Origin of the sequence: Haloarcula terrestris, from assembly GCF_031624315.1 — an archaeon.
Taxonomy (GTDB): Archaea; Halobacteriota; Halobacteria; order Halobacteriales; family Haloarculaceae; genus Haloarcula; species Haloarcula terrestris.
Window position 1 is genome coordinate 46,480 of record NZ_JAMQOM010000001.1, and the last position, 26,016, is coordinate 72,495.

At 63.5% G+C, this 26,016-nt stretch carries 27 protein-coding genes, 1 tRNA gene and 1 pseudogene; 11 read left to right on the forward strand and 18 right to left on the reverse strand.

Translation table 11 applies throughout. The features are described from left to right. Positions 1–369: 369 nt before the first annotated feature. The 7 genes from NDI54_RS00255 to NDI54_RS00285 form a co-directional block, all read right to left on the reverse strand. On the reverse strand, positions 370–753 hold the full coding sequence (locus tag NDI54_RS00255) for a rhodanese-like domain-containing protein (RefSeq protein WP_310894495.1): 384 nt from the start codon (positions 751–753) through the stop codon (positions 370–372). A 38-nt stretch (positions 754–791) separates the two neighbouring features. After that, entirely contained in the window at positions 792–1,334 is a 543-nt protein-coding gene (locus NDI54_RS00260; protein ID WP_310894496.1) for an NUDIX hydrolase, read from the reverse strand. Then, positions 1,331–1,744, reverse strand: a complete 414-nt coding sequence (locus tag NDI54_RS00265) for a hypothetical protein (protein ID WP_310894497.1) — start codon at positions 1,742–1,744, stop codon at positions 1,331–1,333. The genes NDI54_RS00260 and NDI54_RS00265 overlap by 4 nt, the downstream gene beginning before the upstream one ends. Then, a complete protein-coding gene (locus tag NDI54_RS00270; RefSeq protein WP_310894498.1) occupies positions 1,744–2,157 on the reverse strand; it encodes a DUF5809 family protein in 414 nt (137 codons plus the stop codon). Before NDI54_RS00270 ends, NDI54_RS00265 begins: the two co-directional genes overlap by 1 nt. 23 nt (positions 2,158–2,180) lie before the next feature. Next, on the reverse strand, positions 2,181–2,645 hold the full coding sequence (locus tag NDI54_RS00275) for a DUF5810 domain-containing protein (protein ID WP_310894499.1): 465 nt from the start codon (positions 2,643–2,645) through the stop codon (positions 2,181–2,183). A 95-nt stretch (positions 2,646–2,740) separates the two neighbouring features. Then, positions 2,741–3,238 carry a ribosomal protein S18-alanine N-acetyltransferase gene (gene rimI / locus NDI54_RS00280; RefSeq protein WP_310894500.1) on the reverse strand — a complete coding sequence of 166 codons (498 nt, stop codon included), beginning with the start codon at positions 3,236–3,238 and terminating at the stop codon, positions 2,741–2,743. 653 nt (positions 3,239–3,891) lie between these two features. Next, positions 3,892–5,865, reverse strand: a complete 1,974-nt coding sequence (locus NDI54_RS00285) for an aconitate hydratase (RefSeq protein WP_310894501.1) — start codon at positions 5,863–5,865, stop codon at positions 3,892–3,894. 102 nt (positions 5,866–5,967) lie between these two features. Here NDI54_RS00285 and NDI54_RS00290 point away from each other — a divergent pair, with 102 nt between their 5' ends. Beyond that, a complete protein-coding gene (locus NDI54_RS00290; protein ID WP_310894502.1) occupies positions 5,968–6,483 on the forward strand; it encodes a deoxyuridine 5'-triphosphate nucleotidohydrolase in 516 nt (171 codons plus the stop codon). Positions 6,484–6,610: 127 nt separating this feature from the next. Here the strand turns inward: NDI54_RS00290 and NDI54_RS00295 are convergent, their stop codons facing one another. After that, positions 6,611–7,054: a type IV pilin N-terminal domain-containing protein gene (locus tag NDI54_RS00295; RefSeq protein WP_310894503.1), complete on the reverse strand. Its 444-nt coding sequence runs from the start codon at positions 7,052–7,054 to the stop codon at positions 6,611–6,613. Positions 7,055–7,351: 297 nt separating this feature from the next. Here NDI54_RS00295 and NDI54_RS00300 point away from each other — a divergent pair, with 297 nt between their 5' ends. From NDI54_RS00300 to NDI54_RS00310, 3 genes are all read left to right on the forward strand, one after another. Continuing rightward, complete coding sequence (locus NDI54_RS00300) at positions 7,352–8,011, forward strand: helix-turn-helix domain-containing protein (protein WP_310894504.1); 660 nt, start codon at positions 7,352–7,354, stop codon at positions 8,009–8,011. A 580-nt stretch (positions 8,012–8,591) separates the two neighbouring features. Continuing rightward, the gene (locus NDI54_RS00305) at positions 8,592–8,870 is read left to right on the forward strand and encodes a HalOD1 output domain-containing protein (RefSeq protein ID WP_310894505.1); all 279 of its coding nucleotides are present in this window, start codon (positions 8,592–8,594) and stop codon (positions 8,868–8,870) included. Between the two features lie 66 nt (positions 8,871–8,936). After that, positions 8,937–9,320: a methylglyoxal synthase gene (locus tag NDI54_RS00310; protein WP_310894506.1), complete on the forward strand. Its 384-nt coding sequence runs from the start codon at positions 8,937–8,939 to the stop codon at positions 9,318–9,320. 36 nt (positions 9,321–9,356) lie between these two features. Here the strand turns inward: NDI54_RS00310 and queC are convergent, their stop codons facing one another. From queC to NDI54_RS00325, 3 genes are read right to left on the reverse strand one after another with little or no spacing between them, the layout of a single operon-like run. Then, positions 9,357–10,055 carry a 7-cyano-7-deazaguanine synthase QueC gene (queC, locus tag NDI54_RS00315; RefSeq protein WP_310894507.1) on the reverse strand — a complete coding sequence of 233 codons (699 nt, stop codon included), beginning with the start codon at positions 10,053–10,055 and terminating at the stop codon, positions 9,357–9,359. A 19-nt stretch (positions 10,056–10,074) separates the two neighbouring features. Next, positions 10,075–10,857 carry a 7-carboxy-7-deazaguanine synthase QueE gene (locus tag NDI54_RS00320; RefSeq protein WP_310894508.1) on the reverse strand — a complete coding sequence of 261 codons (783 nt, stop codon included), beginning with the start codon at positions 10,855–10,857 and terminating at the stop codon, positions 10,075–10,077. Continuing rightward, positions 10,857–11,306, reverse strand: a complete 450-nt coding sequence (locus NDI54_RS00325) for a 6-pyruvoyl trahydropterin synthase family protein (protein ID WP_310894509.1) — start codon at positions 11,304–11,306, stop codon at positions 10,857–10,859. Before NDI54_RS00325 ends, NDI54_RS00320 begins: the two co-directional genes overlap by 1 nt. Before the next feature lie 88 nt (positions 11,307–11,394). On the opposite strand from NDI54_RS00325, the gene NDI54_RS00330 reads away from it, so the two are divergent. Further along, a complete protein-coding gene (locus NDI54_RS00330) occupies positions 11,395–12,087 on the forward strand; it encodes a hypothetical protein (RefSeq protein ID WP_310894510.1) in 693 nt (230 codons plus the stop codon). A gap of 462 nt (positions 12,088–12,549) precedes the next feature. On the opposite strand, the gene NDI54_RS00335 is transcribed toward NDI54_RS00330, so the two are convergent. After that, positions 12,550–13,878 carry a M28 family peptidase gene (locus tag NDI54_RS00335; RefSeq protein WP_310894511.1) on the reverse strand — a complete coding sequence of 443 codons (1,329 nt, stop codon included), beginning with the start codon at positions 13,876–13,878 and terminating at the stop codon, positions 12,550–12,552. Between the two features lie 64 nt (positions 13,879–13,942). Further along, positions 13,943–14,275, reverse strand: coding sequence for a hypothetical protein (locus NDI54_RS00340; protein WP_310894512.1), 333 nt, complete (start codon positions 14,273–14,275; stop codon positions 13,943–13,945). A 111-nt stretch (positions 14,276–14,386) separates the two neighbouring features. On the opposite strand from NDI54_RS00340, the pseudogene NDI54_RS00345 reads away from it, so the two are divergent. Continuing rightward, positions 14,387–14,512, forward strand: a pseudogene (locus NDI54_RS00345) (alcohol dehydrogenase); the annotation flags it as partial. A gap of 98 nt (positions 14,513–14,610) precedes the next feature. Continuing rightward, positions 14,611–14,847, forward strand: a complete 237-nt coding sequence (locus NDI54_RS00350; protein ID WP_310894513.1) for a hypothetical protein — start codon at positions 14,611–14,613, stop codon at positions 14,845–14,847. 86 nt (positions 14,848–14,933) lie between these two features. On the opposite strand, the gene NDI54_RS00355 is transcribed toward NDI54_RS00350, so the two are convergent. From NDI54_RS00355 to NDI54_RS00370, 4 genes are all read right to left on the reverse strand, one after another. Next, a complete protein-coding gene (locus NDI54_RS00355; RefSeq protein WP_310894514.1) occupies positions 14,934–15,836 on the reverse strand; it encodes an NAD-dependent epimerase/dehydratase family protein in 903 nt (300 codons plus the stop codon). A 68-nt stretch (positions 15,837–15,904) separates the two neighbouring features. Continuing rightward, entirely contained in the window at positions 15,905–16,789 is an 885-nt protein-coding gene (locus NDI54_RS00360; RefSeq protein ID WP_310894515.1) for an NAD(P)H-binding protein, read from the reverse strand. A 351-nt stretch (positions 16,790–17,140) separates the two neighbouring features. Continuing rightward, positions 17,141–18,646 carry a phosphoenolpyruvate carboxykinase (ATP) gene (locus NDI54_RS00365; protein WP_310894516.1) on the reverse strand — a complete coding sequence of 502 codons (1,506 nt, stop codon included), beginning with the start codon at positions 18,644–18,646 and terminating at the stop codon, positions 17,141–17,143. A 422-nt stretch (positions 18,647–19,068) separates the two neighbouring features. After that, positions 19,069–19,416 carry a hypothetical protein gene (locus NDI54_RS00370; protein ID WP_310894517.1) on the reverse strand — a complete coding sequence of 116 codons (348 nt, stop codon included), beginning with the start codon at positions 19,414–19,416 and terminating at the stop codon, positions 19,069–19,071. Between the two features lie 471 nt (positions 19,417–19,887). On the opposite strand from NDI54_RS00370, the gene NDI54_RS00375 reads away from it, so the two are divergent. The 4 genes from NDI54_RS00375 (at position 19,888) to NDI54_RS00390 (ending at position 25,400) form a co-directional block, all read left to right on the forward strand. Continuing rightward, a complete protein-coding gene (locus NDI54_RS00375) occupies positions 19,888–21,423 on the forward strand; it encodes an alpha-N-arabinofuranosidase (RefSeq protein ID WP_310894518.1) in 1,536 nt (511 codons plus the stop codon). 143 nt (positions 21,424–21,566) lie between these two features. After that, positions 21,567–22,187, forward strand: coding sequence for a helix-turn-helix domain-containing protein (locus NDI54_RS00380; RefSeq protein WP_310894519.1), 621 nt, complete (start codon positions 21,567–21,569; stop codon positions 22,185–22,187). A gap of 39 nt (positions 22,188–22,226) precedes the next feature. Further along, positions 22,227–23,738, forward strand: a complete 1,512-nt coding sequence (locus NDI54_RS00385; protein WP_310894520.1) for an alpha-N-arabinofuranosidase — start codon at positions 22,227–22,229, stop codon at positions 23,736–23,738. Positions 23,739–23,858: 120 nt separating this feature from the next. After that, positions 23,859–25,400, forward strand: coding sequence for an alpha-N-arabinofuranosidase (locus NDI54_RS00390; RefSeq protein WP_310894521.1), 1,542 nt, complete (start codon positions 23,859–23,861; stop codon positions 25,398–25,400). Positions 25,401–25,896: 496 nt separating this feature from the next. On the opposite strand, the gene NDI54_RS00395 is transcribed toward NDI54_RS00390, so the two are convergent. Beyond that, positions 25,897–25,969 (reverse strand) — tRNA-Arg (locus NDI54_RS00395). Positions 25,970–26,016 lie beyond the last annotated feature (47 nt).

Consider the following 26,016-nt stretch of genomic DNA (forward strand, 5'->3'; position numbering starts at 1 on the left):
GCGATCTCATCTGAGGGTCCGAATAGTAATATTTCGATAGAAATTGAAATTCGTTTCGTAGTAGCTCTTGGCTATTGTCGGGTGAGCCGAGATCGGTAGTATCGGTTCGACTGCGTCTGACCAAACACGTCGGTCCGCTCGCCGACGGCGGTAGAAGCAGTCAGGATTGTTGCGTTATCTCGGCCACTGTCGATTCTATGCAACGGGAAAGAGACTACGCAGTAGATTAAACCGCCACCCCAGGAACGGGTTGCTTTTCAGCCCCGGCTTGCTACAGCCCGATGGTGGCGATGACGAGATGTTACCCCCGCTGAGCCCCTTGTGACGATGGACTTTTCCTGAGCCACCATTTCGACGTTCGAGCAGCGGCTAAAACGGTGCGGCAGGACCCTCGTCGGAATCTCCCTCAGCAGTCACAGCGTCTGCCGGTTCCTCGTCAGCGGCACCGCGTTCCAGCGGCCCCTCCCAGCCGTCGAGGCCGGGTGCGAGGCTCACGACATCGCCGTCGAATCCCTCGTACGAGGCGATGAGGCGGGCGGCCTGAACGCTGGATTTCCCGTGCGGACAGACCGTCACGATCCGGTCGTCGCCCTCGAACTGTTCGACCTCGTCGACGAGCGAGGGGAACGGGACGTTCTCGCTCTCGGGGATGTGGCCCCGTTCGAACGCACCCGGTGAGCGGATGTCGACTACCCGTACTGCCCCGTCTTCGAGTTGTGACTGCAGTTCGTCGGCGTCGATTTCGCCGTCCATATCCAGCCGCTAGCGGGCGATACCTAAACCTTCACCGGCTACAGCAAGCCGTCAGCCTGTGCCAGCAGGATTCCCTCGATAGTCGCGTCGTTGGCCGGTTCACGGCGGGCGACCTGTAGCGCCTCGTCGATGGGCACCGTCGTCACCGAGAGGAACTCGTTGTCGTCGAGCTCCCGGTCGACGGGCTCCAGCCCCTCAGCGAAGACGATGCCGCGGCGGTGCCGGAGCACGCCGGTCGAACACGAGAACGCCTCGATGAGCGAGACGCCGGCGGCCTCGAAGCCGGTCTCCTCGCGGAGTTCGCGTGCGCCGGCGGTCGTGTAGGACTCGTTGTCCTCGACGATGCCGGCGGGGAGTTCGAGACACTGCTCGCGGATCGTCGGGCGGTACTGGTCGACCATGACGAGTTCGTCGCCGGTCGTGGCAACGACGACGGCTGCATCGGGCAGTTCGGCCCAGTAATAGTCCTTCTCGGAGCCGTCGGGCTGGCGAACCCGGTCGTAGCCGCCGGTGTACCAGCCGGTCTCGTACTCGCGTTCGCTCTCGACGACGGGCCACTCGTGGGCGGGTTCGCGGGTCATACGTCCTGTCGGACCGCGACGTGGTAAAACGTGCCGTTGTATCTGACGACGACGCCGTCGTCGGTCACTGCGCCGCCATATTGCTGGCGGAGCGCGTCGCGTTCGTCGAACGGCGAGTGGGTGAACGCACCCTTGAATCCGAACGGTCCGCGCCAGTACGGGTCGGACTGCCCCGCCGCCGACGGCGATGCGTCGGCAAGCGCCCCGCTCGTGTACGGGAAGCGCCGATCGGACTGGGTACTCCAGTTGACTGCCGTGCCGTTCTCGACGCTGTACTCGCCGTCTGTCGGGGTGGCGACGGCGTAGTAGGGATCACCGCTCTTGAGAAAGCCCGGCAGCGCCCCCAGGGCCAGCAACAGCACGACGACGGCGATAATACCGAGCAGGGTGTTCCGTGTGACCGGTCGCATCAGACGACCTCACGATAGATACGGCCGAACGCCTGCCGGCGGAGCGTCCCAATCGCTGCGCGGCGCTTGTCCTGAAACGTCGCCGCGACGGCCTGCTCTGCGAAGGACGCGGCGTGCCAGACCACGTTGTCGACGTTCTCCGCGCCGACCAGCGTCACCTCGCAGTCGGTGTCCGCGCGCCACTCCTCGAACTCGGCCATCGACCCGACCTGGACCGCGAGCGATTCCGCGAACAGCACGTCGCGGGCGGTCTCGACCACCTCGCTGGTGACTCGCTCCTCGTAGGCCTCGGCGTCGAGTCCCATCGCCTTCGCGACTTCCTTGACGACCACCTGTGCCGTCGGCCCGAGCGCCTCGTAGCGCTCGCGGGCCTCGCCTGCCGATGCCGGCGCGAACTGCCCCTCGGTGTCCATACCAGCACTTGCCGCCGGCGGGACTACTCGGTTTCGTCTCCGTCGTCGGCCGCGCCGTCATCGGACTCCGACCCATCGCTGGCAGTGGTGTCGTCGTCGCCCTCACGCAACATCTCCCGCGTCAGGTCCCGTGCCTCGGCCAGTACCTCGCTGTCGTGGTCGCTGAGGGCGTTCGACCCGCGGTGACGGTCCGCGCCCTGCGGGAAGTCACCGTCGCCGTGCCCGTGATCGTGGTCGTGTTCGTGGCTGTGACCCTCGTCGCTGCGGTCGACGGTGTCCTCGAACACCTGCGGGAACTCCGTTTCCTCGGCGTATTCGATGACTTCCGTCGAGAGTTCGCTCTCCCCGAGTTGCCCCCAGTCGGGGACGTGCTCGTCGAGCCACGCCTCGTGGTCGTCGCCGCCGGTCATCGCCGTAAACGCGAGGTGGTTCGCCAGATGTACGTCGTCGGCTTGCGGGTCCTCACACACTGGACAGGCGTATCCCATCGTGTGCGAACCGTGGATGCGGAGCCGTATATGCGGTCGGGGTCTCGGAGAACTGTGCGGCCCCGAAAGCGTAGCTGTGAGCGGACAGCCACCACTTACAGCAGGCGGACCATCACAAGCGCGTCCTCGCCGTTGCTGTAGTAGTTCGGGATGGTTTTGCGGTGCTCGAACCCGAAGCGTCGGTAGAGCCGTCGTGCCCCGTCGTTGTCGGCCCGGACCTCCAGTTTGACCGAGCCGGCACCCGTCTCGTCGATGACCTCCATCGCACGGGTCAACAGCGCGCTCGCAACCCCCTGCCGCCGGTACGCTGGCCGAACCGCGAGATCCTTGACGTGGCCGAGTGGCGTGCCGTGGTTCGGGACCGTATCCGCGATGACGTAGCCCGCGACGGCGGGCGGGTCACCGTCGTCGTTGCCGGTCTCGGCGACGAGGAACCCCGCTTCGTCGAGGTAGCTCTCCAGCGCCGAAAACGGCCACGGCTGTGGAAACGACGCCTGCTCGATGCGGTGGACTTCGATGAGATCCGCACGAACAGCGCGCCGAACCGGCGGCGTATCCGGCAGGTCCGGTCCGTCAGGAGCAACCGTTGTCACATGCGTTATTCGGTGCGGACCTACATATGCGTTGTCGCTGACCGAACCGAGCCCGAGATTTGACTGTTTGTCGATAGGATCTGATAGTTCATGCATCGATACACCCCAGTCGAGAATAGGACGCCGGAAGGTTCTTTAGTCCGACGGGCCTACTTTTGACTGCACCCGTTTTGGGTGCCACCACCCCCACCCCCACCCCTCTTTCCAATCTTTCCACCGGTGCCAGGTTTTGCTACTACTGCTAAGTATCGAATTAGCGGTGTGGAGAGCCGTAGATCGGGTATATGTGTTACTCGGTTGTGTGTTCTGCGCGAAAACGAACCGTTCGTGGTTCGCCAGCCATCGCTGACGATAGATCTGTCTGCTACACCAGCAGTTGCGCAGCGTTGTCGTCAAAAAACGTGATCGAAGCGTGGCCGCGCGATACTCGAGATTTCACGGCGCGAAGCGCCGTTCGACGTACAAGAGACCTCTCGCTGTTCGCGGCTTCGCCGCTCACAAAAAACCGCGGTCGCAAGGCGACCGCGCTCCGCTCGAGGTCTCTCCGTCGCGGGTCGTTCCTCCCCGTCGTCGGGCGGCGATGCCGCCCGACTGCCTGCGGGACCTACGGTCCCGCTCCGCTCCGGAATTCGAGGTCGCTCCGCGACCTCGCTTTAGTCGTCAGCAGGTGCAGCGCCACCGTCGTCGTGCTGCATCTTCGTGTGCGAGAGCTTGCCACCGGCGGCGAGGATCTCGCGTTCGCGGTCGGAGGCATCGAGGTAGCCGGTCGCTTCCCAGTCGTCGTTGACACGGATGGTGAACTCCTCCTGGCCGGACTTGACGGCCTCGGCCGCGTCGTCGACGACCTCGATGTCGTCGCCCTGCTCGATCTTCTCGTAGGTCTCCTCGTCGATGGTGAGCGGGACGATCCCGAAGTTGAACAGGTTCGCCTTGTGGATGCGGGCGAAGCTCTGTGCGAGGACCGTCTCGATACCCAGATACATCGGGCACAGGGCCGCGTGTTCACGCGAGGAGCCCTGGCCGTAGTTCTCGCCGGCGACCAGCACGCCGCCGTCGGCTTCGAGTGCGCGCTCGGCGAACGTGTCGTCGACACGCGAGAGCGTGAACTCGGAGAGCTTCGGGACGTTGGACCGGTACATCAGGATGTCCTGCGTGGCCGGGATGATGTGGTCCGTCGTGATGTTGTCCTCCATCTTCAGGAGGGCTTCACCACCGACTTCGGTCTCCAGCGGGTCCTTCAGCGGTACGTCGCCGATGTTCGGGCCTTTGATGAGCTCGTCGTCGACGGCGTTTTCCGGCGCGATGAGGTCCGATTCGGAGTTGCCGATGTAGGAGTCGGGCATCTCCAGACCCGGCGCTTCGAGGTCGCCGAGTTCGTCGGCGAGGTTGCGCGGGTCGACGATTTCGCCCTTGATGGCCGCCGCGGTGGCGACTTCCGGCGAGCAGAGGTAGACGTTGTCGTCCTCGATACCGGAGCGACCCTCGAAGTTGCGGTTAAAGGTCCGCAGCGAGACCGAGTCGGAGGCCGGGACGTGGCCGATACCGATACAGGCACCACACGTCGCCTCGGAGAAGTTGACGCCGGCGGCCATCATCTCCGCGGTCCAGCCCTCGCGGGCCAGCATCTCAGAGGCCTGCTTGGAGCCGGGGGCGACGATCATCTCGGTCTTCTTGTCGATGTTGCGCCCTTCGAGCATCTTCGCGCTCGGGAGGATGTCCTCGTAGGCACCGTTCGTACAGGAGCCGATCATGACCTGCTCGACATCGACGCCCTCGACCTCGCTGACGGGCACGACGTTGTCAGGCATCGACGGCTCGGCGATGAGCGGTTCGAGGTCCGAGAGATCGACGACGATCTCGTCGGCGTACTCGGCGTCCTCGTCGGGGCCGATCTCCTCGAACACGTCCTCGCGGCCGAGGCGCTCGAGGTAGTCCTTGGTCTGGTCGTCCGTCGGGAAGATCGAGGACGTGGCACCGAGTTCGGTCCCCATGTTGGTGATGGTGGTCCGCTCGGGGACGGTCAGCGTCTCGACACCGGGACCGGTGTATTCCAGCACCTTGCCGACGCCGCCCTTGACGGACAGCCGGCGGAGCAGCTCCAAGATTACGTCCTTGGCGGTGGCCCATTCGGGCAGTTCGCCTTCGAGGCGGACGTTGACGACTTCCGGCATCTCGATGTAGTAGGCACCGCCACCCATCGCGACGGCGACATCGAGCCCACCGGAACCGATAGCGAGTTCGCCGAGGCCACCGGGGGTCGGCGTGTGGGAGTCCGAACCGAGCATCGTCTTGCCGGGCTCGGCGAAGTTCTCCTTGTGGACGTTGTGACAGATACCGTTGCCGGGGCGCGAGAAGTGGGCCCCGAACGTCCCTGCGGCCGAGCGGAGGAAGCGGTGGTCGTCCGTGTTCTTGAAGTCGAACTGGTAGGTCTGGTGGTCACAGTACTGGGCGGCCAGCTCCGTCTGGACCTCTTCGAGACCCAGCGCCTCGAACTGCAGCCAGACGAGCGTCCCGGTCGTGTCCTGTGTCAGCACCTGATCGATCTCGATCCCGATCTCTTCTCCGGGTGTCAGCTCCCCTTCGACGAGATGGTCGTCGAGAATCTTTTCCGTAAGCGTCTGTCCCATAACGTGCGTCAATGGATGGCGCGCCGGTATAAATCCCGCGTATTCCTCCCTATTTTGCATTTATAAAAACCCCGTCCCGTCCGCCACTCAGAAGCGAGTCAAGTGGTCGATCAGACCGGCAAGTCTTTCCACGACACCCGCACAGAACCTCGTATGTTCAAAAGCGGGCAGTTCGTCGCCGATGCTCTCGGTGACCTGCGTGAATCGCAAGTCCAACCGAACGGCGTCGATCTCACGCTCGGTGCAATATACGAACAGGTCGAACCGGGGCGCATCGGGCGCGAGAGCAAGACCGTCGGCGACCGACGGGAAGTCGAATCTGACGACGGGATCTATCGGCTCGACAAGGGCGGCTACATCATCGAGTACGCCGACCGCGTCGTCATTCCGGAGGGACATATCGGCTTTCTCCTCCCGCGGTCGTCGTTGCTCCGCAACTCCTGTATGCTCGATACGGCCGTCTGGGACGCCGGCTACGAGGGGCGAGGCGAGGGACTGCTGGAGGTCCACCATCCGATAGAACTCGAAGCGGGCGCGCGGATCGCACAGCTCGTTCTGGCCGACGCCGCCCACAAAGGGACCTACGAGGGGTCGTACCAGGGCGAGAACCTGGAGTAGCACCGCTACGGCGTCGCGGTGAACGTCAGTTCGCTTCCGTCGCTGAATGGCTATATGGACTGGGTCCCCGGAGTTCAGGGGATCGTATATCCGACGATCAGCCGTCAAACCGTCACAGCGTCGAATGCTATAGCCGCCTCTCCGGTTCGATAGCCGGCATCCCCGCGGCCGCCGCTGTCTCGGTATCCGGCCTCGTGCTCTCGCGGCCGAGAACGCTGTTGCTCCCGGTATCAATCACGAGCACGGTGACAGTACCGGTCAGAGTGTGTGGCAACGGCACCGTGTCAGTCGGTGTGAACTGTCCGGTGACGACGGACTCGTAGCGCTGGCTCGCGGTTTCGTTTCGGATACCAACGTCGAGTGACGCACCGTCAACGGTGTCACCACCGCTGTGGGTGATGTTGACGTTGTTTGCCGTGATATCTATATCGAGGTTCACAAGCGGTCTCTCGGCGGGTTGTGGCCCGGACGAGAGAATACCGGCTCCGAGTACCGAGACCAGTACGACGATGACGGCCGTCAGCAGTACGATGCCGACGGTCTCTGATTGGCCGCGGGAAGAGTCAGTCATATAGATTCAGGCCGCAACGCCCCGGATGATGCCGTCAACCGAGTTTGGCACCCCCATCACAGCGGTTGCTATACTAATACTCGCACCCGCCCAAAAGGGTGCTGGTAACTGAGACATGGTAGACCATGCTGGGAATTTAAGTGTATTTCCCGAGTGCTACCGATTGGTGCTTGAAGCAACTATACCCCGGCCCATACTGCCGTCAGCCTTCAGTACCCGGAAATTATACAAGCACCGTTTTCAGGTACGACAACTGTCTGACCGGGGTTTATGATTGTTGCTGTGTGACAGTGAGACATGATAGTAGAATTTCACATCGATGCCCCTCTCTTGCAACGAACAGCTGAGACGCTGAGTAAAACAGCGATACGAATACAGCGGCTGCACTGCGAGGGCGATGACTGCCGTGCCGTCGCCTGGATCGGCCCCGTCGAACGGCCCGCCATTGAAGCGAACCTGGCCCAAGACGAGAGTATTACCGACTACGCCCACGTGGCGTCCGAAGGAGATGGTCACTGGTATACATTACATACAAGTGACATGGTAATCGATTCGATTGGACGGGCGTTGTTGAATGCAGACGGGTTCCTCCTCGGTGCCGCACAGACCGGGGACGACTGGGTGTTTCGGGCCCGGTTCCCCGAGAAGAGTTCAGTGCTGTCGTTCCGTGATTCGCTCGTTTCAAGCGACATCAATATCGACATTCAGACGATTACCGATGACACGGAGGCGTCCCCGCAGTTCGGCGTGACAGACCCGCAAAAGGAAGTGCTGTTGCTCGCGCTCAACCGCGGGTATTTCACTGTGCCACGGGAATCGTCCCTCTCGGACCTCGCCGCGGAGCTGGGTATCTCCAGTCAGGCTGCCTCGGAGCGACTCCGTCGCGGCACGCGAACGCTGGTCCAAAATACCTTAGCGGCCCCCGAGCGTCCGCTCGTCGGCTCGCCACCGGAGTAGACTGTCATAGAACCGGTAGCAAACCACTTTGAGATAGTAGACAGGGAATCGACGGCTCAGAGTCCGTCAGCGTCTTTCAGTAACCGGAGGAGCAGACCAAGAGTCAGCGTCATCACGACAAAGACTGCGAGTAGTATGAGTAGAGTCCCCAGCCCAACCATACGTGATTTCGAGCGGTCGGTCACAAGAGGCTACCGCCATGGCATCCCTCTACTCGGTATCGGCGAAGTAGTTTTCACGTCACTCTCAGCAGACTATAGCATGAAAACCAACCAGCACAACGTCACACGGCACTTAACAGGGACTTACGTATTGGAGCCATAGTATTCACTGACGGTTGAACAGTACGCAGATCTACTGTGCAGGTTAGTCAAATTCTCCGCACTGAACGCACCACCTAAAGCGTTGTATGCGACCCCGAACAGAGAATTGGGGCGAGATAGTGACGAACGGCTGTGTCCTGGGTTGCTAGAAAAACGTAGACGGACACAAAACGGACGGTTCTCGGCAGAATCGCGGTTACTTCAGACAGTGAAACAGCCCATCCGTGGTTATAAGAGACGGGAGCGTACGCTGGAGTATGAGCTACAACGAGGGAACCGTGTATCTGCTGCGGAACCGGGCCATGGAGGGGTCCGACGACTGGGTGAGTCCCGAACCCGCGAGTGACGTTATTGCCGATGCAGTTATCGAAGCAACAGAGCTATCGGCCGATGATATTGACACCCTCGATACGTACGTCGACAGCGAGTCACTCCGTGCGGTCGTCGAGGAGGGGACAACGGAGTCGCTGACGTTCGCTGTCGAAGGCCACGACGTGACGATTACCGCCGACGGGGAAGTCGCGGTCGACGGGTGACTCGTCCGGCGCTAGGGCGGCCAGTCTGTCCCAATGACATAAGACGGTGGCCCGAGTGCCCCCGGTATGACCCGCGTCGCACTCATCGCACACGACGACGAGAAGCCCGAGATGATCGACCTGGCACAGAGCTACGAGGCCACGCTGTCGGCGTTCGACCTCGTCGGCACCGGCACGACGAGCAAGCGCATCATGGCTGAGACCGGCCTCACGGTCGAGCGCAAGGAGAGCGGACCGATGGGGGGCGACATGCAGATCGGCGCGGAGGTCGCCGAGGGCCGAATCGACGGTATCGTCTTCCTCCGGGACCCGCTGACGGCCCAGCCCCACGAGCCGGATATCTCCGCACTCTTACGCATCTGTGACGTACACGACGTGCCGCTGGCGACGACCCGGACCTCGGCGGAGTACGTGCTGGAAGGGCTGGCCCGGGACGAAGCCGACGACTAAGCCGGGGGGAGCGAAAAACGAGAGTCGGCGCGAGGATTACTCGGTGTACGCCGGCCGCTCCGCGTACTCGATGGGGTCTCGTTCGCCGATGCGCTGGAAGGCTTCGAGCCGGAACGCACAGGCGTCACACGTCCCACAGGCCGGTTCGTCGTCCCGGTAGCAACTCCAGGTGTCCTCGTAGGGGACGCCGAGTTCGACGCCGCGCTCGGCGATGTCAGTCTTCGACCACTCGACGAAGGGCGCAACGAGGTCGATGTCGGTGTCGGGCTTCGTGCCGGCGTCGATGACGCCCTGGAAGGCGTCGAAAAAGGCGGGCCGGCAGTCGGGGTATCCGGAGAAGTCCTCGCTGTGTGCGCCGATGAAGACGGCCCCGCAGTCGTTGGCTTCGGCGTATGAGACCGCCATCGACAGCAGGTTCGCGTTGCGGAACGGGACGTACGAGGTCGGGATTTCGTCGCTGTCGGTGTCGGCGTCTTCCACGGCCATCGAGTCGTCGGTCAGCGACGACGCCCCGATCTGCGTGAGATGCCCGGTTTCGACGTGGAGGAAGTCCGCCGCGTCGACGTGGTCGGCCAGTGCGCTGGCACATTCGTACTCTCGGTCCTCGGTGTTTTGCCCGTAGCTGGTGTGGAGCAGGTACAGGTGGTCGTAGCCGCGGGTCTGTGCTTCGTAGGCCGCCGTGGCGCTGTCCATGCCGCCGGAGGCGAGCACGACAGCGCGGGTGTCGTCAGTCATCTGTCGTTGGTCAGGTCAGTCAGGTACCCGGTGCGTCGTTCCAGAGGTCGACGTGGAGCCGCGGCGTGTAGCGGTAGCCGAACTCCAGCGCGAGGTCCGCAACGGTCTCCCGGGTCGCTTCGAGTTGGTCGCGCGTCTGGCCTTCCGGCATCAGTAACACGTCGTCGTCACGCACGCGGGCGGACGCGGCATCGCGGAGGCGCTCAACGAGGCGCTCGATTTCGGCCATGTCCTCGCGGCCGGTGACGACGAACTTCAGTTGCGTGTCGTAGGTGTCGACGAGGTCGGCCAGCGCATCCAAGTCGAGTCGGCGCTCCTCGTGACGGTCCGCCCACTCGCCGTCGCCGTCGGGGTCGCGGTCGGCCGTCGGCGTACTGGAGGCCAGTTTCGGGCTGACGCTGGCGAGGTCGATGGGCGCGTCGGGGACGACAGTTCCGTTGGTCTCGACCGTCGTGTGGTAGCCCCGGTCGGCCAGCCGCTCCAGCAGGGCCTCGCTCGAATCGTGAATGAGCGGTTCGCCGCCGGTGAGGACGACGTGGTCGGCGTCGTAGTCCTCGATAGCGCCCAGTACGTCGTCGACGGCGAACCAGTCGTGGGTCGGTTCCCACGAGGTGTGATAGGAGTCACAGAACCAGCACCGCAGGTTACAGCCGCTGGTCCGGACGAACACGCTCGGGACGCCCGCCAGTCGCCCCTCGCCCTGGAGGGACTGGAACAGTTCGTTGATGGGGAGGTCGCCCGTCTCCGCGTCGCCGTCTGTCCGCTCAATGTCGACCCCCGGCGCGTCGTTTGCGACCGGCATCAGCGGACACAGAGTTCGCCCGTCTCCCGGACGGAGACGCCGACATCCGAGACCGTCTCCGGGAGGCGGTCGGCGAGGCGCTGTTCCAGAATCGTGGCCATGACCTCAGCCGTCGGGGGATGGTCGAGGACGACCACGGCGTCACCGTCGCCGCTGGCGTCGAACGCCTCGACCAGCGGGTCGCCGGCCTCCAGCAGGAAGCGGTGGTCCCACTCGTCGATCACGTCCGTGACCTCGCCCTTGTCGACGACCCACCCCTCGTCGGTGAGGTCGCCGGTAATGCGGACGGTGACCTCGTAGTTGTGTCCGTGCGGACGCGAACACTTCCCGTCGTGATGGAGTAGTCGATGGCCCGCAGAGAGACGGAGCGGCCGGTCGCCGCCGACGACGAGTTCGCGTTCGCCCGCGTCGGCGAGTGTGTCATCGGCCTTCGATAGTCGCTGAGACATATCTGGATATTATCGGTCGGTGGTTTAACTCTCACGGGAGCTGGCCGTCGCCGCAAGGGATAGGTCACTGCGGTCCACAGAGTCGGGTGTGTCACGACGTGCCGTCGAAGGGGAGTTCGAACGCTACCTCTCGCAGTTCGTCGACGAGACGTACGCAGCTTTCGACGTGGCGGCCGTGCTACGCGGGTCAAACGGGAGCGGCGGCCGGGTCGCGAGCAAACTGCTGAACAACAGCCGCCCGCTTGAGCGCCACGTCATTCGGCCGAAACTCCAGTCGTATCAACAGCAGATACTCGCCCAGTTGGACCCGGTGTTGGATTACGCTGAGGCCACTGACGCGGCGTTCGAGACGTATGCCGACGACGTACTGGCCCGCGATATCTACTGGAACGGGCTCCGGGACACCGTTCGCGGTGACCGCCGGGACCGGATTCGGGAGCGGCTACTGGCCCGCCAGCGCTCGTTCGGCGACGACCTCGCGCCGCTGGTTGCCGCCGACAGCGACGACTTCTGGACCGCCGTCACCGAATCCTACGACCAGGAGACGGCAACGGAGATACTGCAGGAACACCTCGAATTCACCGTTCCGCTGCGGGAGGAACGAGACGCCTTCGCCTTCGAACTCACCATCGACCCCGGCGACGTGCTGGGCGGCCTCGCGCGGGCGCTGCCGACACTCGACGTTGAGTTCACGGACGAGGCGCTGCGGTCGATGCGGCAGGCCGAACAGCAGGTCATCCCGGCGGCGAAAGCCGACGTACAACAGGCCTACGAGTCGTAGTCAACGGCGCTGCTGTCCGTCGTTTTGCACAGGATCAGGACCGACAGGTGGTCCTCACGAGTTCGGTCCGAAAGTGGACACGGTGGCCGTCTTGGCACGTGGACGGCCGTCGTGTCAGGTATTGGTGTTGGTGTTGACTGACGACGGCAGGTGTGTTCTCACGTCGACTCGGTCCCGGACTCCGCGAGACCGATTAAGCATGGGAGCTTGGCAGCGAACGCCGGTGACGGCGTTCACATGTGGGCTACTGTACGTAGACCGATTACCCTGCCATCGGTTTCCAAGGACCCATATGGTAAATAACCTACGGAATATGTTACTTCTATACCGAGTAAATCATTACAACCCATCAGCAGAGACTGGAACGCCTGAACACGGGAGGGGACGAAAATACTAGAATTCTGGTAAGTCTTTGTCACAGGTCGTGGGAGTTGGACATCGCGGGAACGGTCCGGCTTCGCGTCAATCGTCGAAGGGCCAGTCGCCCGTAATCCGCATCCCCTCGGCGAGCCCCTCTGCTTCGAGTGCATCCGCTATCTCCGCGGGGTCCTTGTGGTCCGGCGCGACCGAGCCTCCAGCCAGCGTCACGGCGAGTTCGGTCAGGAGGACGGCCTGCTCGCGGAACGTCCGGGGGTCCAGTTTGTCCAGCGTATCGGCGTGGGTGTGACCCCAGCCGCGTCCCTCGCCGTCGGTTTCGCTGGTCACGTGATAGCCGGGGACACCCCGCTGGACGAACGGCCAGTGGTCGCTGTGGGGGCCTTGCTCCGGCGTAAGCGAAATGGGGTGATCGAAGCGGTCGGCCACGGCCTCGGCGGCGCTCGCCAGCGCGTCGAAGCCGTGAGTGTAACACCGCAGCGTCCGGCCCTGGACGACGCCATCGAGGTTGAGCACGGCCGTCACATCGTCGAGAGCGGTTGCCTCGGCCAGCCGGTTCGAGCCGACCAACCCGACCTCCTCGGCACCGAAGGCGACGAACTCTATCCGCGTCGCCAGCTCGTCCTCGCGGCCGGCCAGCGCGCGGGCCACCTCGACAACCATCGCGGTTCCGGCCCCGTTGTCCATCGCCCCCTCCGCGATGTCGTGGGCGTCGACGTGGCTCGTCACCAGCAGTCGCTCGTCGGTGTCGGGGCCGAGTTCGGCGTGGACGTTCTGGCTCGTTGCGGCGGGTGTCGCACACTCGACGCTGATAGTGATGTCCGCCCCGGTGTAGCGCCGGGCCAGTCGCGCGCCCGTCTCGCTGGCGACACCGATGGCCGGAATCTCGCCGATAGGTGCCTCCGCCGTGCCAACGCTTCCGGTTGGCGGCAGCACGCCCTCGACGTGATTGCGGTAGATGAATCCGACTGCGCCGGCCTCGACGGCGTGGTAGTACTTCTCCCGCCGGTGGATGTACCGGTCGTACCAGTCGGGCACGTCCGAGCGGACCATCACTACCTGGCCCTCGCAGTCGGCGTCCTCGAACTCCTCCGGGAGGCCGTGACCGACATCGACCAGTTCGCCGGTCACCTCGCCGGCCGGCGACCGCGGCAGGGCGATGCACTCGTGGGCCTGCGCCGCGACCGGTGATCCGTCGGCGCGGACGGCGCTGTCGCCCCGCTCCCAGCCCTGTATCTCGAACTCGGAGAGCCGAGCGTCGCGGGCGTACGCCGCCAGCGCGTCCCGAGTCGCTTCTGCGGCCGCCCGTTCGCCATTGCTGCCAGCCATCCGGTTCCCGATGTCGACCAGCGTCTCCAGGTGGTCCCACCCGGCCGCGCTGGTGAAGGTCTCGCCGATCCAATCGGTGTCGTCCATACCGCCCGGTGGGACCGTAGCGGGTTTGAAAGTAGGGGTGGCCGTCCGGGAATCGACGCGGCGATTACGAGGGCGCGAGCGGGCCGTACCGACTGGCGACGCCGTATCCCAGGACGGCCAGCGCGGTGACGGCGAGGCCGAAGCTGACCAGCGAGAGAATGAAATCCAGCGGCGTGACGACTATCACCGGTCGGTTCAGGAGGCGATAGTACACGGAAAACAGTCCGGTACCGAACAGGGCTGCGACGAGAAATCCGCCGAAGCTGGCGAGGCCGACGGCGGAGGCGGCGGCAGTGCAGTGCCGCCGGGACAGGTCGCGTCGCCTGGCGTCGGCGTACACCAGCGCGGCGGCGGCCGGCGACACGAACAGGGCGACGGCAACCGGGAGGAGGGTCATATCGGGGGTATAGCTGCAAGGATACATAAACTCGGCTCTCGGCGGGTGATCCGCACCGGCATAGCGGCCGCCGTCCCCCGGTATTTTGTCCGGGACGCGCGAAGCCAACCCATGCACGCCGCAGTGCTTGAAGCGTACGGCGAGCCGCTCGCGGTCCGAGACCGGGACCCGCCGACGCCTGACCCGGACGGAGCCGTCGTCGCAGTCGAGGCGTGTGGGGTCTGTCGAAGCGACTGGCCGCGATGACCGATTACGGAACCGAGGGTATCGAACTGGTGACGGAGTTCGGCCGATAGCGGGGTACGCTTTTGCCGATCACGGTCGACTGTTCCGGTATGTCCGACACGCTGCGCGAAGCAGTCACCGAACCGATCCGGGACGCCGTCCCGTTCCTCGTCATCACCGCCCTGTGGGTCGTCGTGATGGGTGTCCTCTACGGTCTGTTTCTCGTGACAAAGCCCGGGAACAGCACCTACGACGCCTGGGTCCACGCATCGGTGTTCGCCGTCCCGGCCATCGGATTTCTGGGACAAATCCTCCAGCAGGCACTGTCGGGCCGGCACCGGGCGTAAGCGGCTGTCGTCGCGTCTGGGGGTTCGGTTTCAGTTCTGCGAGACAGCACAGAGCGTATCCAGGCGGTACAGGCCCGCTGCCGGCGTCACGCCAGTTGCCGCCAGCTCCAGGTCGGCTCCCAGTCGAGCAGCCGCTCGGCTTTGCTCGTGTCGATCAGCGCCGCATAGGGGTTCTCGTCGTCGCCCGTCGATCCCCGGTAGTCGGCGTCGGGGTACAGCTCCGCCGCGAGTTCGGCACTCGGCGTCTCGGCGCTCGTGTCCGGGGCCGACAGCCAGAGCCGCTCGTGACCGGTGAACGACGCCTCGACGGCCGCCTCGACGACCGTGACGGCGTCAGTGGCGTGGAGGTACGCGTACAGCGTGTTCCGCTGGGTGTGGAAGTCCGCCGACGCCTTCGAGCCGGCGAGCGTCCGGTCGGCTTCAACGAACGTCTCCCGGGCCAGGTCGTCGTCGACGACCCACGGGAACCGCAGCGACGTGATGGTGCCGGGCGCGTCCTCGCTCCGGCGCGCGAAGCCGTCGGCGGCGGCCTCCATCGCCTGTTTCCCCATTGCGTACGGGTTCGACGGCGTGAGGCGATGATCCTCGTCAATCGGGAGGTAATCGACCGTGATCGGGTCCGGTTCGAACCCGCCACCGATGGCGCTGAAACTCGACGCCAGCGCGACCGTGTCAACCCCGAGTTCGCCGGCGGCCTCCAACACGTGATAGCTGGACATGACGTTGCTCTCGTAGGTCCGATACCCCGGCGTGTGGTCAGGTGTAGGAATCATCCCGAGGTGGACGACGGCGTCGGGGTCGCTCGTTGCGAGTGCGCCGTACACCTCCCCGGCATCGAGCAGATCCGTCCTGACGTAGGCGTCCGAGTGCGCTTCGTCCCGTTTCCCGCGCGAGAGATTGATCGTTCGATACCCCACCGAGGCCAGGTGTTCGAGGACGTGCTGGCCGAGACGACCGTTTCCGCCGGTGACGGCGACCGATTCGGGCATACGTACGAGTGCCGCGTGCAGGGCCAAAACAGTCCCGCAGCAGGGGCCGCCTGCGCTGAGACCGGCCTTCAGGCCGACATGAGGGCAGTCCGAACCGCGTCCTCTATCGGGGTTTGGTCGATGGGGACGACGCGCTGGAGGTCCATCTCCGGGTCGACCGTGACCGGGTTCCGCATGCTCTCGGCCAGCGGGCGGGCGATGGCGTACTGCACGTCAGTCGTCAGGCGAAGCCAGTGCGAGGACAGGCCCGGCGTCATCACCGGTACTGGGACAATGAACACCCGCCGGCCCTTTTCGGCCGCGGTGAGTTTCAGCAGCGACTCGTAGGACCACACCGACGGCCCGCCGATGTCGTACGTCTCGCCGCGGGTCTCCTCGGCGTCCAGTAGTTTCACGAGATACGTAATGGCGTCGTCGACGCCGATGGGCTGGCAGGGCGTCCGGACCCACTTCGGCACGAGCATCAGCGGCAGCCGGTCGGTCAGGTCGTCGACAATCCGGAAACTCGCGCTCTCAGCGCCGATGATGACGGCCGCCCGGAGCACCGTCAGATCGAACGAGCCTTCGGCCAAGACGGACTCGACCTCGCGCCGCGACGCCAGATGGGGCGAGAGGTTCTCCTCGTCGCCGCTGATGCCGCTCAGGTATACCACCCTGTCGACGCCTGCATCCGACGCTATCTCGGCGAACCGTCGCGCGTAGCGACGGTCTAGCTCGGCGAAATTCTCGGCGGTCAGTGAATGGATCAGGTAGTACGCCACGTCGACACCGTCACAGAGCCCGTCCAAGGACTCCGGGTCGCCGAGGTCGCCCTCGAACGGTTCGACACCGTCCGGAAAGGACTCCTGGCTTGCGCTGCGGGAGAACGCCACCACCTCGTGGCCCGCGTCAGCCAGGGTACGAACCAATCGTTGTCCAATGAATCCGGTCGCACCCATGACGAGCACACGCATGTGTTCGTATCTTGTCTCCAATCCCCAAGGACGTTGCGGCGGTCGCTCGTGAGCCACTGCGGTAGTGCCGAACCGAGCTGTAGTCGGAACCAACATCGGCGGATACCTCGCTAGCATGATCTACTTTCCTCCCTATTCCTTTGTCGAAGACAGAAATCGAGGTCCGAAATAGAAGTATATTTGCATATATCGTTCCAGAGAGAAGATATATTGTCCAAAAAGATCCTATTTCAATATATTGGGACCATATTATCTATTATTTCTACACATTTGCCATATATAGAATTAGATGTTCAAAAGATAGATGCATTTTCTCGAAAGCAGATAGTAAGCAACACCTGGTTACTCAGATCAGTACAGGGCGTCGGCAATCGAGTCGTCGAGAGCCTCGAACTGGTCGAGATACGTCTCCCGCTCGGCACGAAGCGTTGCGAGTTTCGACTCGGCGTCGGAGAGGTTCTCCTCGACGGCGAACTCCTCGATGTCCATTCCCGGAACGGAGTTCGGGACGGTGAAGCCAGTCGTCTCGTCCGTGGTCCACTCGAGCGTTCCGCGGGAAATTGCACGGAGGAGCGTGATCGTGTCCTCGACGCCGATGTCTCGGCCGCCGACGGAGCCGGTGTTCAGCACGTAGCAGTCCACGTCGAGGTCGTCGATCAGATCGCGGAACCGGTTGCCCTCCTCGCCTTCGGACCCGACAATGAACGGGTTTGTCCCGACGACGCGGACGGACTCACCGGCGGCCGAGGGGTCCCCGGCGCTGGTCTGGATCGATTCACCTAACATGAACGCGACTGCCGCCTCCTCGGGCGTGAGTTTCGCAACGGGCGGCATCGCCGGATGGCGCGTGATGAAGAATATCTGGTCGACACCGGGCAGGTCGATGTCGTCGTCGGCCGAAGCCAGTTCGTCCCGCTGGATGATGGCCCGGCCGTTCGTGGAGTACCGGTCGCTGTCGAAATCAACCGTGCCGTCTTGGTCGACATCGACGTTCTCAAGGACTGCTGATTCGTCGGTCGTCGCGTCGTAGATCGCCGGCTCGGTCTCGCGTTCCAGGCCGTGCGTTTTGATGAACAGCCCCTGTCCCTCGCTCCCAGCGACCGTGCCATCGGGGCGGAGCGCACACACGTCGTCCTGCAGCATCGTCGCGTCCTCGGGCTCGTCGAGCCAGAGCCCGTGTGCGGTCAGCGTGGACTTGCCGGTCCCCGACAGACCGAGGAACAGCTGCCCGACCGTCTCCAGTCTGTCGTCGCCCTGGAGCCTGACCCGTTTGCTCCCGGCGTGGAGCCCGAGTCCGCCCTGCTGCTTGGCGTAGTACATGAACAGGCGGAGGAACGACTTCTTCGCTTCCCCGGTGTAGTCGGAGCCAGCGACCACGGTGAGTCCCGCCTCGGGGCGGATGCGGATTGCGGTCCGGTCCCAGTCGGGCAACTGGACAGTGTAGAAATCGGGTTCGGCATTCGGGTCGGCCGGTTCGAGGAGTTTCGACAGGCTCAGGGCGATCCGGCCGTACTCCTTCGGGACGTAGAGCCGGCACACGTAGCTGTTGTCGGGGTGGCGGCCGACTCGTCGGTCGACGCAGACGAGGTCCATGTCGGCTGCGGCCGAGATGACATCCGAGATGAGTTGCTCGTCCTCGGGGCCGAACGCGTCATCGATATCGTTTTTCGTCTTGTCGGCGTTGCGCGAACGCTCGCGGCTGACGTACGACGGCGCACCGAACTCGGTGGTCGTCTCCTGGGACGCGGAAAACGACCGAAGGAGATCGATCGACGGGTTGTAGGTGACGTTCTCGGCAGTTTCAGGGTCGGGCAGTGCCTGAGCTGGTCTGTCGGTTACCGACAGCGGATCGGACATCGTATCCACTGCTACACCGGGAGCGATTATAAACGCACAGGGACTCTCATCGTAGTGAATTCCTTCATTCGCCGGTGTAGCGACAGTGTTCTTCGCCCGTAGTGAGGCCCTACGTCTCAGCCACAGCCGTACCGTGTGACTAACCGAACGTACGAGAGCAGCACAGATACCGCCCGTTCACCGTCTCGGCCGGTTCGCCTGAAGAGACGTTCACTCATTTGGAACATGTCGGATAACGAGTGTACGGTCGTTAGATCGGACGAGTACAACCGGAATCCAGCGGAACAGGTCGTCATCTCGTGGTCAATCCGTAGACGGCGGCTACTCCAGAATCGGTCGACGAGTGACGATCGAAGTCCGGTCGGTGTCCCTCGATATGGAACCGGTAACTGCCGCGGTACGGTCTCGTCCGCAGAGGGGCCTCAGGAGTCGAGGCCCTGTTGTTCGAGGATATCCACGAACCGGTCGGCGAACTCGACCGTCCGCGTCGGGAGGCCGTACCGGTCCGTCGCCATGTCGTACTCGGTCAACTCCGTGACGAACTCTTCCGTGTGTGTCATCGTGGTCACGGCGTCCCGCACGTCGATTTCGAGGCCCCCGTCGTCGGTGTCCAGCCAGGGTTGCATCCGCTGTGCGTCGTCGTACTCGATCCGATACGTTTCGCCGCCGACAGCGGCGACAATGTCATCGAGGGATCCGACCGTGACCCGGGTATCGTCGTGACAGAGGGCCAGCGTTCCGTCGCGGCAGTCCGGTTCGAACTGTGTCATAGTCCACAGGTAGCGTGTCGCGGCTACATAATCCTGTGGGGGTCAACACCCGCAACCGGGCACGCTCTCCAGCAAAAGCTCCCGACAATCCGCCCGTCTGCTGACAGGCGCAGACAAGTAATTAAACAGAACTGGTAGAGCGGTCCCACAGTCTCCCTCAGATTACCGTTTCAGCCCGTCTATCTGTGGATCATTCGCTTATGTTTGCCCTCTGATTTGAATGAGACGACGATATCGGACCCGAGACCGTCGCTAACCTGGAAGTAGAGAGTCAGAGCAGGGTTTCCACCGGATCGCGGCCGCTGCGGGACATTGTGTTAAATTACTTTTCGCCATCTCGGCGAGGGAGCGGTATTGAACGGACGAAGCGACCCCGTACCGGCGCTGACGAGTTGTCCGGCGGTATCCGTGTACGGGGTATAGCGCCCGATATCACAATCATTATTAGCGCCGGATGGCAGATCAGGGTATATGCCAGCGAGTATCAGCGTTCACAGCGACCACTCCATCGACCGGATTTCCGAGAACATCTACGGGCACTTCGCGGAGCATCTCGGCCGATGTATCTACGGCGGCGTCTGGGTCGGTGAGGATGACGACCGCGTCCCGACCGAGGACGGCATCCGCATGGACACCGTCGAACTACTGCAAGACCTCGACATGCCCGTGCTGCGGTGGCCCGGCGGCTGTTTCGCCGACGACTACCACTGGGAGGACGGTGTCGGCCCGCGCGAGGACCGGCCGAAACGACGGAACCTCTGGTGGGCACAGGGTCGTGAGGAGCGTTTTATAGAGACCAACGAGTTCGGGACCGACGAGTTCCTCGAACTCTGCCAGATGATCGATACCGACCCGTATCTGGCGGTCAACGTCGGTTCGGCAACACCTGAAGAAGCCCTCGACTGGATCGAGTACTGCAACTCCGACGCCGACACGGACCTGACCAGGCGGCGCGCCGAGAACGGCCACGAGGAGCCATACGACGTGACTTACTGGGGCATCGGCAACGAGAACTGGGGCTGTGGGGGCCGCTTCGCGCCCGACGAGTACGCCGACCAGTACCGCCGCTTCGCGAACTACCTCAACGGCTTCGACGACCACATCAACCCCGGCTCGACGGAGTTCATCGCCTGCGGGCACATCACGGACGAGTGGAACGAGGCGTTCTTCGAGCGCCTCGACGGCGGAATGGAGTTCGGCCCCGGGACCTTCCTGGGGATGGGGTCGCCGTACAAACTGCTGGATCACTTCTCCGTCCACCGGTACTACCAGGCCGGCGACGACGCCGACTTCTCGGACGAGCAGCACTACCGGCTGTTCGCCAGGGCGCAGAAGATCGCCGACGACATCGACAGCGCGGCCGAGACCATCTCGACGTACGTCCCGCGGGAAGATGTCGGGATCATCGTCGACGAGTGGGGGACCTGGCACCCACAGGCAACGCCGGACAACGGCCTCGAACAGGCAAACACCGTCCGGGACGCGCTGGCGGCGGCGGGCGTCTTCGACATCATGCACGAGCGCGCCGACGTGGTGTCGATGGCGAACATCGCCCAGACGGTCAACGTTCTCCAGTGTCTCGTCCAGACCGACGAAGAGAACGCGTGGGCGACGCCGACCTACCAAGTGTTCGATCTGTACCAGAACCACAGCGGGAACACGGCCGTCGAGGCGAACATCAACGCTGACAAGAAGTACTTCGACGAGGAGGACCACGACGTGCCGCTGGTCTCGGCATCGGCGTCGGTCGGCGACGACGAACTGTTCGTCACCGCGTCGAACCGTAGCCTCGACCAGACCGAGACGGTCGAAGTCGAGGTCGACGAGACCTTTGGCAACCCCTCGGGAACGGTTCTGTTCGAGGAGAAGGGCTCGCGAGCGTACTCGACGGCGGACAACGCAGCCGAGTTCGAGGCTGACGACATCACCGTCTCCGAAGCCGACGACGGGCGCTTCACCGTCGACATCCCGGCATCCTCGGTCGTCGGCGTCACGTTCACGAAGTAACGGTCGGGCTACTGGTAGCCTGACTGGCGCCCTTCGCGGGATCGCCGCCGCGGCCAGCGGGACTGCTCCGGTGTCACAGTTCGGGACCTACCCGTCGACCGAACGCCGAAAAGTAATTAAACACTCCAATGCAGTCATCGTCCATGGCTAATGCAGAACGCCCCGGCGATGCGAGCGCGGCCCACCCGGAGAGGCCCCAATCACGGGCGGACGACACGGATCCGGACGGCGATGCTCGACCCGAGAACGTGAGCGTCGCGGCCCTCCGCGAGTATCTGACCGAGGTCGAAGGGAAGACGGCGACCAAGCGCATCATGGTCGGAATCAACCACAAAGAAGGGGTCTCCCAGACGGAGCTCGCGGACTGGTACGGCGTGTCCCGGACGACGATCCACAACTGGCTGAACCGCCTCGAACGGCTGGCCGACGAACCGCTCGAAAACGTGGTCTACGACGACGACCGGCCCGGTCGCCCCTCGAAACTTACCCATAGCCAGGAGAATCAGCTCGAAGAGGTCCTCGGCAAGCCACCCGCCGAAGCCGGCTACGAGGCCCCGGAGTGGACGCCCAAGCTCACTCGCACGTATATCAAGGAGATGTTCCACGTCGAGTATACGCTGAGTTACGTCCGCGAACTGCTGCACGACGCCGGCGTGTCGTGGGACACCGAAACTGACCGGACCGATCACGTGCAGGAAGCGTTCAAGCGCGGCTTCGAGTCAGCCGACGACGGCCATCAGTGGATGCACGGCTGCCGCCGCTGACCCAAATCATTTTATATCCAGTTTGCGGACTGTGTAGCGATGGGTGCAGAGATTCACGTCCACCGGCATGATCCGATAGACCAGATCGATCCGACCGTTTACGGCCACTTCGCGGAGCATCTCGGCCGGTGCATCTACGGCGGCATCTGGGTCGGCGACGACGACCGCGTCCCGACCGAGGACGGCATCCGCATGGACACCGTCGACCTCCTGCAGGACCTTGATATGCCTGTACTCCGGTGGCCCGGCGGCTGTTTCGCCGACGACTACCACTGGGAGGACGGCGTGGGGCCGCGCGAGGAGCGGCCGACACGGCGAAACATGTTCTGGACGCAGGGCCGCCAGGACATCCCCGAGGAGCCAAACACCTTTGGGACGAACGAGTTCGTCCGCCTCTGTGAGATGCTCGACACGGAGCCGTACCTCGCCGTCAACGTCGGCAACGGCTCGCCGTCCGAGGCGGCTGACTGGGCGGAGTACTGCAACTACGACGGCGACACCGAACTGGCGAACCGCCGCGAGGAACACGGCGTCGCGGCGCCCCACGACGTGACCTACTGGGGCGTCGGCAACGAGAACTGGGGCTGTGGCGGCCGCCTCAGCCCCGAGGAGTACGCCGAGCAGTACCGTCGCTACGCCACCTATCTCCGCAGCTTCAACGGGATGATGAGCGACGCCGAGATGGAACTGATCTCGGTCGGGCACATCTCCGAGGACTGGAACCGCCGGTTCCTCGATGCGCTCGCTGAGTGTTCCGAGTGGGTCGAGAGCCCGTATGAACTGATGGAGCACATGTCGGTCCACCGGTACTACGAGGCCGGCGGCGACACGGAGTTCGACGACGAGGAGTACTACCGCCTGCTCGCCCGCTCCCGGCTGGTCGCTCAGGACATCGACGACGCCGTCGAGACGCTGTCCGTGTTTGCGCCGGACCACGACATCAGCATCGTCGTCGACGAGTGGGGCGTCTGGCATCCCGAGGCCAAAAACACCAACGGCCTCGAACAGGCAAACACCGTCCGTGACGCCATCTCCGCCGCCGGAGTCTTCGACGATTTCCACGCGCGGGCCGACGTGGTGTCGATGGCGAACATTGCCCAGACGGTCAACGTCCTCCAGTGTCTCGTCCAGACCGACGAGGACAGCGCGTGGCCGACGCCGACCTACCAGGTCTTCGACCTCTACAGGGACCACATGGGCGCAACGTCGCTGGAAACGGTCGTCGATGCCGAAACCGAGACCGTCGAGGATGAACCCGTCGATGTGCCGCTTGTCAGCGCCTCCGCATCCGAACAGGACGGCGAGGTGTTCGTCACGCTGTCGAACCGAGCCCTCGACGGGAGCGAGGCCGTCGAAATCCACACCGACCTCGACGACGCCTCGGTCGTTGAATCAGCGGTCCTGTTCGACGATCAGGAAGTCAGCGAGCACTCTACCGACGACACCGCCGACACGTTTGAAGCCGACGACATCGGGGTCGAGAACCACGGCGACGGCACAGTAGTGGTCGACGCACCGGCCAGCTCCGTGGTGAGTGTGACGCTCGAATAGCGGGGTTCAGATGGCGGTCCGGCGCATCCGTTTCGGTTTCCATTTCCGGCAAGCGTCGGTGCCCGAACGCACCGACGGCAAGACCCTATCTATATCACCATCTAGCTGCAGGGATGGGATATGCAAACGGAAGTCCACGTGGCGCGGCACGACCCGGTCGGGCGGATCGACCCCAACGTGTACGGCCAGCTCTCCGAGCATCTCGGCCGGTGCATCTACGGGGGGATCTGGGTCGGCGACGACGACCGCGTCCCGACCGAGGACGGCATCCGCATGGACACCGTCGAACTGCTGCGGGACCTGAACACGCCGGTACTGCGGTGGCCCGGCGGCTGTTTCGCCGACGACTACCACTGGACGGACGGGCTGGGACCCCGCGAAGCGCGGCCTCGGCGACGGAATATGTGGTGGACGCAGGGGCGGGATAACGTCCCCGAAGAGTCCAACGCGTTCGGAACCGAGGAGTTCATGCATCTCTGTGAGATGCTGGGGACGGAGCCGTACTTAGCCGTCAACGTCGGTGCGGGCAACCCCGACGAGGCCGTCGACTGGGCGGAGTACTGCAACTACGATGGCGACACGGAGCTGACGCGGCTCCGGGCGGACAACGGCAGCGAGGAGCCACATAACGCCACCTACTGGGGGATCGGCAACGAGAACTGGGGCTGTGGGGGCCGCTTCAGCCCCGAGGAGTACGCCGAGCAGTTCCGCCGCTACGCGAACTACCTCCGGGGATTCGACCGCGTGATGGCCGACGAGTCCCTCGAACTGGTCGCCTGCGGACACATCACGGATAGCTGGAACCGGCGGTTCCTTGAACACCTCGCCGAATGTGTCTCCATCGGCCAGGGGACGGTGTACAACCTGATGGACCACCTGTCAGTCCACCGCTACCACCACGCCGGCAGCGATACGGAGTTCACTGACGACCAGTACTACCGCCTGCTGGCCCGGGCGCAACAGGTCGGCGAGGACGTAGACCGGGCGGCGGAGGCCCTCGAACTGTTCGCCCCCGGCACCGACATCGGGATCATCGTCGACGAATGGGGCGTCTGGCATCCGGAGGCGGTGTTCGACAACGGACTCGAACAGGCGAACACGGTCCGTGATGCACTCTCCGCCGCCAGCGTCCTCGATGACCTCAACGAGCGCGCCGACGTGGTGACGATGGCGAACATCGCCCAGACGGTCAACGTCCTCCAGTGTCTCGTCCAGACCGACGAGGACAGCGCGTGGCCGACGCCAACCTACCAGGTCTTCGACCTCTACAAACGGCATATGGGCGCAACCGCGCTCCGGACGGTCGTCGACAGCGAGGTCCGCGCGGTCAAGAGCATCGGGAACGAGTTCAGCACCGACGGCGAACACGAGGTCCCGCTGGTGACCGCCTCGGCCTCCGAGCGGGACGGTCGGGTGTACGTCACGCTGTCGAACCTCCACCGGGACGACGCCCGCGAGGTCACCGTCACCGTCGAGAGCGATGACGTGAAACTCGACGACGCACAGGCGCTGTTCGGCGGCCTGCCCGCGGACCTGTACTCGACCGAAACCAATGCCGAGCGGTTCACGCCCGAGCGAATCGAACCGGAGAACCACGGCGACGGCACGGTCGTCGTTGATGCGCCGGCCGGCTCCACGCTGGGGCTGTCGCTCCAGGTGTGAGATCACAGGAGGTCGATCATGCGAAAAGCCGCCGGGGAAACGGGAATATAGTAACGAGCCATCCATATCCTCCGAAATACCGTTGGATAGGACAGAAGCACCTCTTATTCTCCCCAAAGCGGTTCTATATTGAGTGTTTTATACCTATGAGAATATATTTCTCAATTCATATCGTCTATTCCTTTATTTTACATTCGTAAATGAGAATCTGCTCCCAAATCGGTATTTTCAGTTATATTCATGCACGCTACTGTCAGTACATACCGTTATTCGAGAAAGAGCAGGCGATAGAGAGCGGCCGAGTTATAGATGTGTTACTCTATTGTGCGCCGCTGGCAAGGTTCAAACCGCTCTTGTGTTGCTATTCGCTCGTCATGTCCGTTCCTCGCAGAATAGCGGGCGGCGAGGGATTTGAACCACGGTCGTTCCGCTTCGCTCCACTCTCTGATTCAAATCCTCGGACCGCTTTCACGGCTCACGTTCGTTCGCCGAAAAACGGGCGGCGAGGGATTTGAACCCCCGACCATCTGGTCCGGAACCAGGCGTTCTGTCCGCTGAACTAGCCGCCCGCAAAATACGGTATCAGGCAGTCCGTCTTAACGGTTATGAACCCCAG